Genomic DNA, 15,302 nt, shown 5'->3' on the forward strand with positions numbered 1-15,302 from the left:
GTCTAAGTAATTCAGAAACAGTCTTTGATTCAGAAACGACTCGGGGCTGAATAAAACAGCCCCGGTCATTTAACGTTTTGCTTGAAGCCTCAACCTACGCGGTAGTTTGGCGCTTCTTTGGTGATCTGCACGTCGTGGACGTGGGATTCGGCCATGCCGGCACCGGTGATCCGCACGAACTCGGGCTTGGTGCGCATTTCTTCGATGTTGGCGCTGCCGGTGTAACCCATCGAGGAACGCAGACCGCCCATCAACTGGTGAATGATCGCGCTCAGGGTGCCCTTGTAAGGAACACGGCCTTCGATACCTTCCGGAACGAGTTTCTCGGCGCCTGCCGAGGAGTCCTGGAAGTAACGGTCGGAGGAACCTTGAGCCTGGGACATGGCGCCCAGCGAACCCATGCCGCGATAAGCCTTGTACGAACGGCCCTGGAACAGTTCGATCTCGCCCGGTGCTTCTTCGGTACCGGCAAACATCGAGCCCATCATCACGCAGGAAGCACCGGCAACGATGGCCTTGGACAGGTCACCGGAGAAACGGATGCCGCCGTCGGCGATCAACGGAACGCCGGTGCCTTCGAGGGCAGCGGCAACGTTGGCGATGGCACTGATTTGCGGAACGCCGACACCGGCGACGATACGGGTGGTGCAGATCGAGCCAGGGCCGATACCGACCTTGACCGCGTCGGCGCCAGCTTCGGCCAGAGCCTTGGCGGCTGCGCCGGTGGCGATGTTGCCGCCGATCACCTGCACTTCAGGGAAATTCTCTTTGACCCAGCGAACGCGGTCGATCACGCCTTTGGAGTGACCATGAGCGGTGTCGACCACCACCACGTCCACGCCGGCATTGACCAGGGCGGCAACGCGGTCACCAGTGTCTTTACCGGTACCGACCGCAGCGCCGACGCGCAGACGACCTTGATCGTCCTTGCTGGCCAGCGGATAGGCCTTGGCTTTCTCGATGTCTTTGACGGTCATCATGCCTTTGAGGGCAAACTTGTCGTCGACGATCAGGACTTTTTCCAGGCGGTGCTTGTGCAGCAGCTCGCGGACTTCGTTCTTGTCGGCGCCTTCGCGAACAGTGACCAGACGCTCTTTGGGCGTCATCACTTCACGAACAGTGGCTTCCAGACGGGTTTCGAAACGCACGTCACGGGAAGTGACGATGCCGACCAGGTCGCCATCGTGCAGAACCGGAACGCCGGAAATGTTGTGCATGCGGGTCAGTTCGAACAGATCACGAACCGTGGCGTCAGCCTCGATGGTGATTGGGTCCTTGACCACACCGGCTTCGAACTTCTTGACCTTGCGAACTTCGGCAGCTTGCTGCTCGATGGTCATGTTCTTGTGGATAATGCCGATGCCACCTTCCTGAGCCATGGCGATTGCCAGACGGGCTTCAGTAACGGTGTCCATGGCGGCAGAAACCAGAGGAATGTTCAGCTCGATGCCACGGGTAAGGCGGGTCTTCAGACTGACTTCGTTAGGAAGCACCTCGGAATAACCGGGCACTAGGAGAATGTCGTCGAAGGTCAGAGCTTCTTGGCTGATACGCAGCATCGCGGGGGCTCCCGAGCGGGAAAATGGAAGCGCGCCATTATACTCAGACACCCTACCGGGCTCAATGTAAAACTTGTCTTATATCAATGTTGCTGATGTACGGGAAAAACGCCCCTCACAACTCGACCTTGACCCAGCTCACCGGTTGATCCAGCCAGTCGGCGAATTCGTCGATGAAACTCTGCTTGAAGCCCGCCTCCAGCCAGTTGTTGAAGATGAAACCGAGGTTGGAAAAACCGCACTCCTGCAAATACAGGAAACCGTTGATGTCGTCTTCATGCCCGCATTCAGGACAGGTGAAGTTGTCGGTGCGGCCCGGCATCCAGTCTTCCAGGCTTTCGAACAACGCTTCGCCGATCTCCTGACGGCATTCGGCGCACCCGGCTTCTCCGAGAAACCCCTTGGCCGGGGTATAGATGCAGCGCTTAGTGATGACCTCGAGACCGTTGATCGGCTCGCCAAACGGCAGCGCCTCGGGGTGCAGCACCACCGCACGGGCACCATCGGCGATGGCGTAGGCCATGCGATTGCCGGTACGTCCGCACGTGCTCAGCTCTTCCTTGACGATGTTCTTGCGCACCAGCCAGCGCAGGATCGCCCGGGCCCGGGGCTCGTGCACCGGCAGGTTGGAGATTTTCGGGACGATGATGCTTTGGGAGTTCATGATGCAAGCCTGCTGCGTCAAAGGATGTTCTGCGACAAACGCGGCCGGCAGCTTAATCCCTGACAAAATCCGGTCAAGTGCTTAAATAGCGGCCGATCAGAGCAATCCCGCTCGCCAGCACCAGCCAGGTCACCAACCGCACGAAGGCCTCGCGGGACAGGCGCATCGTCAAACGCCGCCCGATCCACAAGCCCAGCGCCATGGCTGGCAACAGGCACAGCGCCAGCATCAACAAGGGTAGCTCGGCATACACCCCGGCGATGGCGAACAGGCTCAAACGCACCACCGTGCTGCAACTGATCAGCGCACTTTGCGTGGCCCGGGCTGCGTCCTTGGGCAGTCGGCTGTTGAGGTAGATCGCATAAAGAAAGCCGCCACTGCCGAACAGCGCGCCGAACAGCCCGCCCACGGTGCCCATCGGCAACGCCCATACGGCGGACAACTGCGCCGGTCGCGCCTTGATCCACAAGCTGTAGATCGCGTACACGCTGATGAACAGCCCCATCAGCAGCAACAGCAGATCGGACTTGAGGTTAAGCAAGAAAATCACCCCCAGCGTGCAACCCACCGCCATGCACGGCAGCAGCCGCAGCAATTCCGCTTTCGCCACGTCACGCCGCGACGGCAGCAGATTGCCGAACGCCGCGACGAAATCCAGCAGCACCAGCAACGGCACGATCTTCGACAGCGGCATGAACAGGATCAGGATCGGCCCCGCCACCAGCGCCGTGCCGAAACCGGCAATCCCGAACACGATGTAGGCCAGCGCGATGGCCAGTCCGATCACCACCCAGCCCTGCGCACCCCACGACCATTCGCTCAACAACCCCGCCACGCTCATTCGCTCGCTTCCTTTATAAGCCTGCGATGACTTTAGCCAGCGCCGAGGGTTGCGACTAATATCTTCGAAACCGCCAAGCCATCTCAAAAAGGCATGCCTCGTGCTTTCAACCCGTCAATTGCGCTACTTCGTGGAAATCGCCGAGAGCGGCAGCTTCAGTGCCGCGGCCGAGCGCCTGTTCATTGCCCAGTCAGCGTTGAGCCGACAGATCAAGGACATGGAAACCCGCCTGCAAACGCCGCTGTTCGAACGCACCGCGCGCCAGCCCCGGCTCACCGCCGCTGGCGAAGCGTTCCTGCCCCGGGCGAGAAACCTGCTCAATGAACTGAACAAGGCCAGCACCCTGGCCACGGAAATTGGCCAAGGGCAGCGCGGCACTTTGCGCGTGTGTCACTCCAGCACCGTGCCGATAAGCGGCCGACTGTTGCGCGACATGAGCGCATATCTGCAGCAGCAACCCGGTGTTTCGCTGGACATCGGCACGCTCTCCTCGGAGGCACAACTTGAAGAACTGGCCGAGGGCCGGCTCGATATCGGTCTTCTGCGCCTACCGGTGCTGCGCCAGCGCGAGGGTGTTCAGGTTGTGCCGCTCTATACCGAACGCTTGCTGCTTGCCGTGCCGGCGGATCATCGACTGGCGTTGGCGGAGGCGGTCGATCTGGCGCAATTGAAGGACGAAGCGTTCATCTCCATCCCGCATCCGCAGCGCGGCGGGCTGAGTTATTTGTGCGCCGACCTGTGCATGCGTCACGGCTTCTTCCCCCAGGCTGCGCGGGTGATGTCGCGCAAGACCACGCAATTGCAATTGATCCAGGCCGGATTTGGCATCGCTCTTCTGCCGGAATCAATGCAGGACATCGCGCCCGCTGGTGTGAGATTTCTGCCGCTGAGCGGCGATTGCCAGAGCACTGTCGCCCTCGCATCTCGGCAAAATCCCACACCTCTGGTGCAACACTTCCTCCAGACATTCACCGGCGAATGCCTTTAAACTGCGCCCCATGATTAAAGATCCCTTTGCAAGACTCGGCCTCGACCGCGAAGTCCTGACCGTCAGCCAGCTCAACGGCCGCGCGCGAGTGTTGCTCGAAGACGTGTTCAGCAACATCTGGGTCGAAGGCGAAATCTCCAACCTCGCCCGCCCGGCGTCCGGCCACGTGTATTTCACGCTCAAGGACAGCGGCGCGCAGGTGCGTTGCGCACTGTTCCGCCAGAATGCCGCGCGGGTGCGTCAGGCGCTGAAGGACGGTCTGGCGGTCAAGGTGCGCGGCAAGGTCTCGCTGTTCGAAGGGCGTGGCGACTATCAGCTGATCCTCGACACCGTGGAGCCTGCCGGTGACGGTGCCCTGCGCCTGGCCTTCGATGCCTTGAAGGAAAAGTTAAGCGCCGAAGGCCTGTTCAGTGCCGAGCGCAAGGTGCCGCTGCCGGCACACCCGCAGCGCATCGGCATCATCAGTTCGCCGACCGGCGCCGTGATCCGCGACATCATCAGCGTGTTCCGCCGCCGCGCGCCGCAGGTGCAACTGACGTTGATTCCGACCGCCGTTCAGGGCCGAGAAGCCACCGCACAGATCGTCCGCGCCCTGAAACTGGCGGATGCCCGTGGTTTCGACGCGCTGATCCTGGCTCGCGGCGGCGGCTCGCTGGAAGACCTCTGGTGCTTCAATGAAGAAGCCGTGGCCCGGGCGGTCGATGCCTGTGTTACGCCAATCGTGAGTGCGGTCGGCCATGAAACCGATGTGTCGATCAGCGACTTCGTGGCGGATGTGCGCGCACCGACGCCGTCCGCTGCTGCTGAACTGCTTGCCCCGGATTCCAGCCACCTGATCCGGCAGGTCGAAAGCCTGCATCGCCGACTGGTGATGCGCATGCGTGATCGCCTGATGCGCGATCGCCTGCGCCTTGAAGGCATGACCCGCCGCCTGCGCCATCCCGGCGAGCGTCTGCGCCAGCAGGCACAACGTCTGGATGATCTGGACATGCGCATGCGCCGAGCGTTCGAGCGCCAGCTCAATACCCGCCGCGAACGCCTGATCCGCCTGGAAACCCGTCTCGCCGGGCAACATCCGGGACGCCAACTGGCCCTGTTGCGCCAGCGCCTCGACAGCCTCGCTGAACGCTTGCCACGTGCCATGAACGAAGGTTTGAAACGCCGCCGTTTACAACTGCAAAGCCAGATGCAGACCCTGCACGTGGTCAGCCCGCTGGCGACCCTCGGCCGTGGCTACAGCATTCTGCTGGATGAGCGTGGCAACGCGATCCGCAACGCCGCGCAGACCCACACCGGCCAGCGCCTCAAGGCCAGACTGGGCGAAGGCGAACTGCAAGTGCGCGTCGAGGACAATCACCTGACGCCTGTCACTCTCTCTTTACTGGACTGATCCATGCCGCGTTTTCTCGCTCCGCTGCTGTTGCTCTGCCTGACCTTCAACGCCCACGCCGACAGTTACATCACCCGCCTGCTGAACAAACCGGTGCCGGGCGGCGTGGCTGTCGTCGATCTTGGGACCGCTGCGCAAGCGCCGAAAGCCACGTATCAGGGCAAACCGGTGCTGGTGGTCAAGGAACAGAACAACTGGCTGGCGATTGTCGGCGTTCCGTTGACCGTCAAACCCGGCGTTCAGCAGATCAGCAGTGGCGGCCGCAACCTCAACTTCAATGTCGGTAACAAGAAATACCCGGAACAGCACATCACCCTGAAGAACACCCAGCAGGTCAATCCGAACCCGGCCAACCTCAAGCGCATCGAGGGCGAACTGGCCGAGCAGATCAAGGCCTACCGCAGTTTCAGTCCGAATACGCCGAGCAATCTGCTGCTGGACAAACCGGTCAACGGGCCGCTGTCGAGCAAGTTCGGCGTGCGCCGTTTCTTCAACGGTGAAGAGCGCAATCCGCACGCAGGTCTGGACTTCGCGGTGCCGGCCGGCACGCCGATCAAGACCCCGGCAGCCGGCAAGGTAATCCTGATCGGCAACTACTTCTTCAATGGCAACACTGTGTTCGTCGACCACGGCCAGGGCTTTATCAGCATGTTCTGTCACATGTCGAAGATTGATGTGCAGAACGGCCAACAACTGGCACGCGGTGCAGTGGTTGGCAAGGTGGGGGCCACAGGTCGGGCGACCGGGCCGCACATGCACTGGAACGTCAGCCTGAACGACGCGCGGGTCGATCCGGCGATTTTCATTGGGGCTTTCCAGCCTTGATTTCAGGCTGAAGCCCTTCCAGCAGGGATTGCGCACGACGAATGGTCCGCGCAATCCCCACCAACAATTAGTGCCATATCAAGAATAAAATCTCGGAAAAAACCGCTTTCCGGGTATTCCTCTCAATTTTTTTCGACTGCTTGCCATCCTCATCCCCCGCGGTTAGGGTTGAAGGCATGAAAACCTCTCACACCCTCATTCAGCTTCGCCAGCACCGCAGCCTGTGCCTTGTCAGCGCACGACTGCCGGGCTGAATCGCTGCGCCTCGTCCCACGCTTTTCCAAGAACGTTCGTTCCACCGGCAGGCCGCCTCTTTTCGGCCCAGACAATAAGGAATTTCCCGATGAGCATGCTCAAAGACCCGTCTTCGAAATACCGCGCGTTTCCTGTGATCAACCTGCCGGATCGCACCTGGCCGTCGAAGACCATCGATGCCGCGCCGATCTGGTGCAGCTCCGACCTGCGTGACGGCAACCAGTCGTTGATCGAGCCAATGGACGCGGTGAAAAAGCTGCGCTTCTGGAAAACCCTGGTGCAGGTGGGCGTGAAGGAAATCGAAGCCTCGTTCCCGGCCGCTTCGCAAACCGACTTCGACTTCGTGCGCACTCTGATCGAAGACGGCCACATCCCGGACGACACCACTATTCAAGTGCTGACCCAGGGCCGTGAAGACCTGATCGAGCGCACCTTTGAATCCCTGCGCGGGGCGAAGAAAGCCATCGTTCACCTGTACAACGCCACCTCCCCTTCTTTCCGTCGCATCGTGTTCAACCAGGACAAGGACGGGATCAAGGCCATCGCCGTGAACGCCGCCAAGCTGTTCGTCAAATACGCAGCCATGCAGCCGGACACCGAGTGGACCTTCGAGTACTCGCCGGAAACCTTCAGCGCCACCGAGCTGGAATTCGCCAAGGAAGTCTGTGACGCGGTGATCGAGGTCTGGAACCCGACGCCTGAGCACAAGATCATCCTCAACCTGCCGGCCACCGTTGAATGCGCGACGCCGAACGTCTACGCCGACCAGATCGAGTGGTTCCACCGCAACATCAACCGTCGTGACAGCGTGATCATCAGCCTGCACACCCACAACGACCGTGGCACCGGCGTGGCCGCCACCGAGTTGGGCCTGATGGCCGGCGCCGACCGCGTCGAAGGTTGCCTGTTCGGCAACGGCGAGCGCACCGGCAACGTCGACCTCGTCACCGTGGCACTGAACATGTACACCCAGGGCCTCGACCCGCAACTGGACTTCTCCGACATCGACGGCGTGCGCAAGGTCGTCGAAGAGTGCAACCAGATCCAGGTTCACCCGCGTCACCCATACGTCGGCGACCTGGTCCACACCGCGTTCTCCGGCTCCCACCAGGACGCGATCCGCAAGGGCTTCGCCCAGCAGAAATCCGACGCACTGTGGGAAGTACCGTACCTGCCGATCGACCCGGCCGACATCGGCCGCAGCTACGAGGCGGTGATCCGCGTCAACAGCCAGTCGGGCAAGGGTGGCATCGCCTACTTGCTGGAACAGGAATACGGCATCAGCCTGCCACGTCGCATGCAGATCGAATTCAGCCAGGTCGTGCAGCGTGAAACCGATCGCCTGGGCCTGGAGATGACCGCGCAGCAAATCCACGCGCTGCTGCACAGCGAATACCTGCAAGCCAACACCCCTTACGCGCTGGTCAGCCATCGTCTGCAGGAAGAAAACGGCAACAGCGCCGTCGAAGTGGAAGTGGCGAGCAAGGGTCAGGGCGAAACCAACCTGCACTGGCGCGGCAAGGGCAACGGCGCGCTGGAAGCGCTGGTGGCCGGTCTGCCGATTCCGGTGGAGATCATGGATTACAACGAACACGCCATCGGCGCGGGCACCAACGCCAAGGCGGCGGCCTACATCGAACTGCGTGTGAACGGCGAACGTGCGGTGCACGGCGTGGGCATCGATGAAAACATCACCACCGCCAGCTTCAAGGCCCTGTTCAGCGCGCTGAATCGCTCGCTGAGCCAGCCGGAAGCCAAAGCGGCGTAACTGACCGCTGCAATGAAAAAGGCCCCGGAGTGCGAACTCCGGGGCCTTTTTTTCCTGCCACTTTCTGATCGTTCCCACGCTCTGCGTGGGAATGCAGCTCGTGACGCTCTGCGTCCCTTGAGGCATTCCCACGCGGACGGTTCGACACCTCGAAGTGGGAACGATCTAGGCGACTTGGGCTATTAAGTGAACTCGAAGGTGTCCGCGTCAAGATTCGCCGGAAACCGCTCGCGGTAAGCCGCCAGCGAGGCCGCTTCCAGAACCACCTTGAACACTCCGTCAGCCTCCCCCGCCGCGAGCAACGTCTCGCCCTGGAAGTCCAGCACCTGACTATCGCCGGTGTAAGCGAAACCCTTGCCATCGGTGCCAACGCGATTGACCGCCGCTACATAGCACAGGTTTTCGATCGCCCGGGCCGGCAGCAACCGGTTCCAGTGCTGACGCCGCGCACCCGGCCAGTTGGCGGTGTACAGCAGCAGGTCGGTGTCCTGCGCATCACGGCTCCACACCGGGAAGCGCAGGTCGTAGCAGATCAGCGGACGCACCCGCCAGCCCTTGAGCTCGAACTGCACCTGGCGCTCGCCGGGGGTGTAGTGGTTGTGCTCGCCGGCCATGCGGAACAGGTGACGCTTGTCGTAATGCAGCACTTCGCCGTCCGGCCGCGCCCACAACAAACGGTTGCGGTGGCTGCCGTCGGCGGCCTGGATGATCACGCTGCCGGTGACGACCGCGTTCAGTTTCGCCGCCTGGATCCGCAGCCATTTGCTGGTCGGGCCGTTTTCGGCTTCGGCCAGGGTTTCGGACTCCATGGAGAATCCGGTGGTGAACATCTCCGGCAGGATGATCAGATCCGCACCGCGCGCCTGCTCCAGCAAGGCGTCGAAATGCTCGAGATTGGCCTGACGATCATGCCAGGCCAGACTGGTCTGGATCAGCGCCAGATTGAGATCGGGCAACGCACTCAGATCACGCATAGTTTGGCCGCCGCTTCCCGCAGCGTCTCCTCACGTTTGGCAAAGCACAGGCGCACCAGGCGCTGGCCTTCAGGTGGATTCTGGTAGAACACCGACACCGGAATACTCGCCACACCATGCTCGCGGGTCATCCACATCGCCATCTCGACATCGTTCAGGTCAGGGCGAATCTGCGAGTAATCGACCAGTTGGAAATAAGTGCCGGTGACCCGGGTGAAGCTGAATCGCGACGGCGCCAGCAGATCACAGAACAGATCGCGCTTGGCCTGATAGAAGCCCGGCAGCTCTTCGACGTGTTCCGGATGCTCGGCCATGTAATCGGCCAAAGCAAACTGCAACGGGGTCACGCCGCAGAAACTGACGTACTGGTGCACCTTGCGCAGCTCCGCCGTCAGGGCCGGCGGAGCCACAACGTAACCGGTTTTCCAGCCGGTGACGTGATAGGTCTTGCCGAACGAGCTGACCACGAAGGCGCGCTGATACAGCTCTTCATGGGCCAGCACGCTGACGTGCGGCACGCCGTCGAATACCAGGTGTTCGTAGACTTCGTCGCTGATCACGTAGATGTCGCGATCACGGATCAACGCTGCCAGTTGATCCAGCTCGGCACGGCTGATCAATGCACCGCTTGGATTATGCGGGGTGTTGAGGATGATCATCCGCGTGCGCGGGCTCAGGGCTGCGCTGAGTCTGTCGAAGTCGATGGAGAAATCTTTCAGGCCCAACTGCACATGCACGCAGCGCCCGCCGGCCAGCTCTACTGCAGGCTCGTAGCTGTCGTAAGCCGGGTCGAACACGATGACTTCGTCGCCGCTGTGGATAACCGCCTGGATCGCACAGAAGATTGCCTGGGTCGCGCCCGGGGTCACGGTCACTTCGTTATCGACATCGACATTGGCGCCATAACTGCGGGCGATTTTCGCCGCGATCTGCTGACGCAGCGCCGGCAGGCCGGTCATGGGTGAATACTGGTTATGGCCACTGGCAATGTGTCGACCAACCGCGTCGCGCAGTGCCTGCGGGCCGTCGAAATCGGGAAAACCCTGGGAAAGGTTGATCGCTCCGGTCTGCGCCGCGAGCTGAGACATCTGCGTGAAAATAGTGATGCCGACATTCGGCAGCTTGCTGGTGATCATCGGGAGCCCCTTGCAGGTGAGCTGCAAGTTTCAAGCTGCAAGCGACAAGTTTCAAGCATCAATCCATCGCCCACAAAAAAGGGCTCTGAACAGAGCCCTTCTTTACTTCCACGCTTTAACTTGAAGCTTGCAGCTCGAAACCCGCAGCTGCTCTTTTTACTTCTTGTCGCGACGCTTCTTGCTAGCCTTCTTGTTGTGCGACATCAAGCGACGCTTCTTGTTGACCTGGCGGTCGGTCAGCGTGTTCTTGTTGCCTTCGTACGGGTTCTCGCCGCCCTTGAACTCGATACGGATCGGCGTACCGACCAGTTTGAGCACACGGCGGTAAGTGTTTTCCAGATAGCGCACGTACGACTTCGGCACTTTCTCGATCTGGTTGCCGTGGATCACGATGATCGGCGGGTTCGCACCACCCAGGTGAGCGTAACGCAGCTTGATCCGGCGGCTGTTGACCATCGGCGGCTGGTGCTCGCTGACCGCGTCTTCGAGAATCTGCGTCAGGCGGCTGGTCGGCCAGCGGGTGACCGCGGACTTGAACGAGTTCTGCACCGAGGCGTAAAGGTTGCCCACGCCGGTACCGTGCAGTGCCGAGATGAAGTGGATATCGGCGAAGTCAACGAAGAACAACCGACGCTGCAGCTCGACCTTCACGAAGTCACGCTCGCTCGGCGTCATGCCGTCCCACTTGTTGATCGCGATCACCAGCGCACGACCTGCTTCAAGGGCGAAGCCCAGCAGGTTGAGGTCGTGATCGACCACGCCTTCGCGGGCGTCCATCACGAAGATCACCACGTTGGCGTCTTTGATCGCCTGCAGGGTTTTGACCACGGAGAATTTTTCGACTTCTTCGTGGATCTTGCCGCGCTTGCGCACACCGGCGGTGTCGATCAGCGTGTACTTCTCGTCGTTACGCTCGAACGGGATGTAGATACTGTCGCGGGTAGTGCCGGGCTGGTCATAGACGATAACCCGGTCTTCACCGAGCATGCGGTTGACCAGGGTCGACTTGCCGACGTTCGGACGGCCGATGATGGCGATCTTGATCCCGTCTTTTTCGCTCGGGCCAGGAATGCGCTTGGCTTCCTCGCCTTCGGCGACCACTTCTTCCTCTTCACCTTCGGCCGGTTCGTCATCATCGCGCGGGAAGTCGCTCAGGGCGGCTTCCAGCAATTGCGTGATGCCGCGACCGTGGGCGCCGGCGATCGGGATCGCGTGGCCCATGCCCAGCGGGGCGAATTCGGCGCGGGCCATTTCCGGGTCGATGTTGTCGACCTTGTTGGCAACCACGTGGGAACGCTTGTTACGTTTGCGCAAGTGTTCGGCGATCATCTGGTCGGCGGCGGTGAAACCGGCCTTGGCATCTACCAGGAACAGAACGACATCCGCTTCTTCGATGGCCAGCAGCGACTGCTCGGCCATTTTTTCGTCCATACCATGCTCGTCACCGGAGATACCGCCGGTGTCGATCAGAATGTAGGAACGCCCTTGCCACTTGGCCTCACCGTACTGGCGATCACGGGTCAGACCGGACAAGTCGCCGACGATGGCGTCGCGAGTCCTGGTCAGGCGGTTGAACAAGGTGGACTTGCCGACGTTCGGTCGGCCCACCAGGGCGATTACGGGAACCATGCGGCTCTCCACTTCGTTATTTCAGAAAATACAAAAGCCGCTGCGAGGCAGCGGCTGGTGCTCGGGGCAACACCCGTGGGTGCTGCAAACCCTGCAGAAGCAAGGCCGCCTGGGGAGTTAACCCCAAGCATAGTTGTTACTTGATGGTCAGGGCTTCCAGTTTGCCACTGTTGCCATACACATAAATCGTGTCGCCCACCACCAGCGGACGGGCACGCAGGCCGTCGCTGTCGATGCGCTCGCGGCCGACGAAACGACCGTCCACCTGACTCAGCAGGTGCAGGTAACCTTCCAGGTCACCGACTGCAACGTAGCTGGAGAACACTTCCGGCGCCGACAGTTGACGACGGGCCAGCGAGTCGTTGCTCCACAGTGCTGTGGTGGAACGCTCGTCGACGCCTTCAACGGTACCCGACGACAGGCTTACGTAGACGTTGCCGAAACCCTGGGCAACACCGGCGTAGCTCGACGCGTCGCGCTGCCAGAGCTGACGGCCGCTTTCCAGATCCAGTGCCGCAACGCGACCCTGATAGCTGGCGACGTACAGGGTACCGCCGGACAACAGCAGACCGCCGTCGATGTCGACCACGCGCTCCAGTTCCGAACGACCTTGTGGAATCGCGATCCGCTGTTCCCAGACCGGCACGCCGTTGGAAATGTCGAGAGCGACCACTTTACCGGTCGACAGGCCCGCCACCGCGAGGCGGTTGGTGACGATCGGTGCGCTGGTGCCGCGCAGGGTCAGTACGGCCGGCGTGCTGTCATACACCCAACGCTGATTGCCGGTGGACGCGTCCAGACCGATCAGACGATCGTCCTGGGTCTGTACCACCACCACGTCACCGTTGTTGGCCGGTGGCGCGAGGACTTCGCTGTTGACGCGCGAGCGCCACTTCTCTTCACCGTTGATGGCGTCGAGGGCAACGACTTCACCGCGCAGGGTGCCGACCATGACCAGACCGTAACCCACGCCAACGGCGCCGGACACAGGCAGTTCAAGGTCTTTCTTCCATTTCACGTCGCCGTTGCCGCGATCCAGGCCCATCACGATACCGGTCACGTCGGCTGCGTAGATGGTGTCACCGTCGATCGCCGGTACCAGCATGTTGTACGTTTCGCCCTGACCGTCACCGATCGAGCGGCTCCACTGCTTGTGCAGGACCACTTCTTCTTTGAAGTCGGTCAGCTCGGCCGGTGGCAGTTCTTTTTTGCTGTTGCTGCTGCAACCCGCGGCCAGAATGGCCAGAGCCAGCAATGCTGCATGCTTCCAACGGATCACGTCACGCATCCCCTTTGGCCAGGTCGTCCAGCTTGATTTGAAGGCCACCGACCGCCGCTTCATCCGACAGTGCCGCCTTGGCTTTTTGATACGCCGCGTTCGCTTCGTCGGTACGGCCCAGCTGTACCAGCAGGTCGCCCTTGAGTTCTTCGCGAGTGGCCAGGAACGACTTGTCGGCATCGCCTTCGAGCAGTTTCAGGGCTTCGTCGGCCTTGTTCTGTGCGCCCAGTACCTGCGCCAGACGCTGACGGGCGATTTCGCCCAGCGCCGGGTTGGCCGGTTTGGCAACGATGGCCTTGAGTTCGGTCGCCGCGTCGTCCAGCTTGCCGCTGTCGACCGCGACCTTGGCCACGAACAGGCTGCCGTACTGCGCGTAGGCAGAACCGCCGAATTCGCTGTTGAGCTTGCCGGCCAGATCCGCAACACGCGCGGCGTCAGGCTTGCCATCCGGGGTCAGCGTGGTTTCCAGCAATTGCTGATAGAGCACCGAGGCGCCTTGCGACTGGTTGCTCTGATACTTGTGATAAGCCTGCCAGCCGAACACGATGACCAGCGCCAACAGGCCGCCGGTGACCAGAGGTTTGCCGTTGCGTGTCCACCAGTCCTTCAAATCCGCCAACTGTTCGTCTTCGGTACTCGACACCCCAATACTCCTTAATCGCTAAATCGGCTGTTTGGACAGCTTCAACCCTGCACGACGCAGGTGGCCAGGTGTGCAGCGAGCGCATCCCAGGCAATGCTTTGTTGTTCGCCCTGGCCACGCAGGGGTTTGAAACCTACCACTTGCTGGGCCATTTCGTCGTCACCGAGGATCAGTGCGTACAGCGCACCGCTCTTGTCGGCTTTCTTGAACTGGCTCTTGAAGCTGCCAGCGCCGGCATTGACTTGCAGGCGCAGGTTGGGCAGTTGGTCGCGTACACGCTCGGCCAGGGCCAGACCGGCCAGCTCTGCTTCTTCGCCGAAGGCGCAGAGATAGACGTCGACCTGACGGGAGATTTCTTCCGGGATCTGCTGCAGGGTTTCCAGCAGCAGCACCAGACGCTCGATACCCATGGCGAAACCGACGCCCGGGGTCGGCTTGCCGCCCATCTGCTCGACCAGACCGTCATAGCGCCCACCCGCGCAGACAGTGCCCTGGGCGCCGAGCTTGTCGGTGACCCATTCGAATACGGTTTTGCTGTAGTAATCCAGACCACGCACCAGCTTCGGGTTGAGCACGTAAGGAATGCCGACGGCATCCAGACGGGCCTTTAGCCCTTCGAAGTGGGCACGGGATTCGTCATCCAGGTAATCCGCCATTTTCGGCGCATCGACCAGCACGGCCTGGGTGTCGGCATTTTTGGTGTCGAGCACGCGCAGCGGGTTGGTTTTCAGGCGACGCTGGCTGTCTTCGTCCAGTTTGTCGTGGTGCGCCGAGAGGTACTCGACCAGCGCTTCACGATAACGGCCGCGGGACTCGCTGGTGCCGAGGCTGTTGAGTTCGAGCTTGACCGCATCGCGAATGCCCAGCTCGCCCCACAGGCGCCAGGTCATGATGATCAGTTCGGCGTCGATGTCCGGACCGTCGAGGTTGAACACCTCCAGACCGATCTGGTGGAACTGGCGATAACGGCCTTTCTGTGGACGCTCGTGACGGAACATCGGGCCGATGTACCAGAGCTTCTGCACCTGGCCACCGCCGGTGATGCCGTGCTCGAGCACCGCACGCACGCACGCGGCCGTGCCTTCCGGACGCAGGGTCAGGGAGTCGCCGTTGCGGTCTTCGAAGGTGTACATCTCTTTTTCGACGATGTCGGTCACTTCACCGATCGAGCGCTTGAACAGCTCGGTGAACTCGACGATCGGCATGCGGATCTGCTTGTAACCGTAGTTATCCAGCAGACGCGAAACGGTGCCTTCGAAATAACGCCATACCGGCGTCTGTTCCGGCAGGATGTCGTTCATGCCACGAATGGCTTGCAGAGACTTGCTCACAGAATTTCCTTAATTCGTTC

The 15,302-nt window shown here is 61.1% G+C and carries 13 protein-coding genes; 4 read left to right on the plus strand and 9 right to left on the minus strand.

Annotation, left to right across the window (positions count from 1 at the left end; genetic code table 11):
- Nucleotides 1-89: 89 nt before the first annotated feature.
- From guaB to GQX66_RS07195, 3 genes are all read right to left on the minus strand, one after another.
- Nucleotides 90-1,559, minus strand: a complete 1,470-nt coding sequence (gene guaB / locus GQX66_RS07185; RefSeq protein WP_034156270.1) for an IMP dehydrogenase — start codon at nt 1,557-1,559, stop codon at nt 90-92.
- 115 nt (nt 1,560-1,674) lie between these two features.
- On the minus strand, nt 1,675-2,223 hold the full coding sequence (locus GQX66_RS07190; protein ID WP_085745307.1) for a sugar ABC transporter ATPase: 549 nt from the start codon (nt 2,221-2,223) through the stop codon (nt 1,675-1,677).
- A 73-nt stretch (nt 2,224-2,296) separates the two neighbouring features.
- Nucleotides 2,297-3,064 (minus strand): sulfite exporter TauE/SafE family protein, encoded by a 768-nt coding sequence (locus GQX66_RS07195; protein ID WP_102688186.1) that lies wholly within the window; start codon nt 3,062-3,064, stop codon nt 2,297-2,299.
- Between the two features lie 100 nt (nt 3,065-3,164).
- On the opposite strand from GQX66_RS07195, the gene GQX66_RS07200 reads away from it, so the two are divergent.
- The 4 genes from GQX66_RS07200 (at nt 3,165) to leuA (ending at nt 8,290) form a co-directional block, all read left to right on the plus strand.
- Entirely contained in the window at nt 3,165-4,052 is an 888-nt protein-coding gene (locus GQX66_RS07200; protein WP_102716887.1) for a LysR family transcriptional regulator, read from the plus strand.
- A 10-nt stretch (nt 4,053-4,062) separates the two neighbouring features.
- Entirely contained in the window at nt 4,063-5,442 is a 1,380-nt protein-coding gene (gene xseA / locus GQX66_RS07205; RefSeq protein ID WP_007956669.1) for an exodeoxyribonuclease VII large subunit, read from the plus strand.
- A 3-nt stretch (nt 5,443-5,445) separates the two neighbouring features.
- Nucleotides 5,446-6,267, plus strand: a complete 822-nt coding sequence (locus GQX66_RS07210) for a peptidoglycan DD-metalloendopeptidase family protein (RefSeq protein WP_039765736.1) — start codon at nt 5,446-5,448, stop codon at nt 6,265-6,267.
- Nucleotides 6,268-6,610: 343 nt separating this feature from the next.
- Nucleotides 6,611-8,290 carry a 2-isopropylmalate synthase gene (leuA, locus tag GQX66_RS07215; protein WP_007956672.1) on the plus strand — a complete coding sequence of 560 codons (1,680 nt, stop codon included), beginning with the start codon at nt 6,611-6,613 and terminating at the stop codon, nt 8,288-8,290.
- Nucleotides 8,291-8,472: 182 nt separating this feature from the next.
- On the opposite strand, the gene GQX66_RS07220 is transcribed toward leuA, so the two are convergent.
- The 6 genes from GQX66_RS07220 to hisS form a co-directional block, all read right to left on the minus strand.
- On the minus strand, nt 8,473-9,264 hold the full coding sequence (locus tag GQX66_RS07220; protein WP_085745310.1) for an amidohydrolase: 792 nt from the start codon (nt 9,262-9,264) through the stop codon (nt 8,473-8,475).
- Nucleotides 9,252-10,400, minus strand: coding sequence for a pyridoxal phosphate-dependent aminotransferase (locus tag GQX66_RS07225; protein ID WP_085745311.1), 1,149 nt, complete (start codon nt 10,398-10,400; stop codon nt 9,252-9,254). The genes GQX66_RS07220 and GQX66_RS07225 overlap by 13 nt, the downstream gene beginning before the upstream one ends.
- 156 nt (nt 10,401-10,556) lie before the next feature.
- Nucleotides 10,557-12,029, minus strand: a complete 1,473-nt coding sequence (der, locus tag GQX66_RS07230) for a ribosome biogenesis GTPase Der (RefSeq protein WP_007956675.1) — start codon at nt 12,027-12,029, stop codon at nt 10,557-10,559.
- Nucleotides 12,030-12,165: 136 nt separating this feature from the next.
- The gene (gene bamB, locus GQX66_RS07235; RefSeq protein ID WP_039765728.1) at nt 12,166-13,317 is read right to left on the minus strand and encodes an outer membrane protein assembly factor BamB; all 1,152 of its coding nucleotides are present in this window, start codon (nt 13,315-13,317) and stop codon (nt 12,166-12,168) included.
- Nucleotides 13,310-13,951 carry a tetratricopeptide repeat protein gene (locus GQX66_RS07240; protein ID WP_011335807.1) on the minus strand — a complete coding sequence of 214 codons (642 nt, stop codon included), beginning with the start codon at nt 13,949-13,951 and terminating at the stop codon, nt 13,310-13,312. Before GQX66_RS07240 ends, bamB begins: the two co-directional genes overlap by 8 nt.
- A 41-nt stretch (nt 13,952-13,992) precedes the next feature.
- On the minus strand, nt 13,993-15,282 hold the full coding sequence (gene hisS / locus GQX66_RS07245; RefSeq protein ID WP_102688192.1) for a histidine--tRNA ligase: 1,290 nt from the start codon (nt 15,280-15,282) through the stop codon (nt 13,993-13,995).
- Nucleotides 15,283-15,302 lie beyond the last annotated feature (20 nt).

Source organism: Pseudomonas sp. B707 (assembly GCF_022496685.1).
GTDB lineage: Bacteria > Pseudomonadota > Gammaproteobacteria > Pseudomonadales > Pseudomonadaceae > Aquipseudomonas > Aquipseudomonas paraglycinae.

What these genes read in the sequence shown, in the direction of transcription:
- guaB (WP_034156270.1), bottom strand. Translation starts at nt 1,559, where the DNA reads ATGCTGCGTATCAGCCAAGAAGCTCTGACCTTCGACGACATTCTCCTA.
- GQX66_RS07190 (WP_085745307.1), bottom strand. Translation starts at nt 2,223, where the DNA reads ATGAACTCCCAAAGCATCATCGTCCCGAAAATCTCCAACCTGCCGGTG.
- GQX66_RS07195 (WP_102688186.1), bottom strand. Translation starts at nt 3,064, where the DNA reads ATGAGCGTGGCGGGGTTGTTGAGCGAATGGTCGTGGGGTGCGCAGGGC.
- xseA (WP_007956669.1), top strand. Translation starts at nt 4,063, where the DNA reads ATGATTAAAGATCCCTTTGCAAGACTCGGCCTCGACCGCGAAGTCCTG.
- GQX66_RS07210 (WP_039765736.1), top strand. Translation starts at nt 5,446, where the DNA reads ATGCCGCGTTTTCTCGCTCCGCTGCTGTTGCTCTGCCTGACCTTCAAC.
- leuA (WP_007956672.1), top strand. Translation starts at nt 6,611, where the DNA reads ATGAGCATGCTCAAAGACCCGTCTTCGAAATACCGCGCGTTTCCTGTG.
- GQX66_RS07220 (WP_085745310.1), bottom strand. Translation starts at nt 9,264, where the DNA reads ATGCGTGATCTGAGTGCGTTGCCCGATCTCAATCTGGCGCTGATCCAG.
- GQX66_RS07225 (WP_085745311.1), bottom strand. Translation starts at nt 10,400, where the DNA reads ATGATCACCAGCAAGCTGCCGAATGTCGGCATCACTATTTTCACGCAG.
- der (WP_007956675.1), bottom strand. Translation starts at nt 12,029, where the DNA reads ATGGTTCCCGTAATCGCCCTGGTGGGCCGACCGAACGTCGGCAAGTCC.
- bamB (WP_039765728.1), bottom strand. Translation starts at nt 13,317, where the DNA reads ATGCGTGACGTGATCCGTTGGAAGCATGCAGCATTGCTGGCTCTGGCC.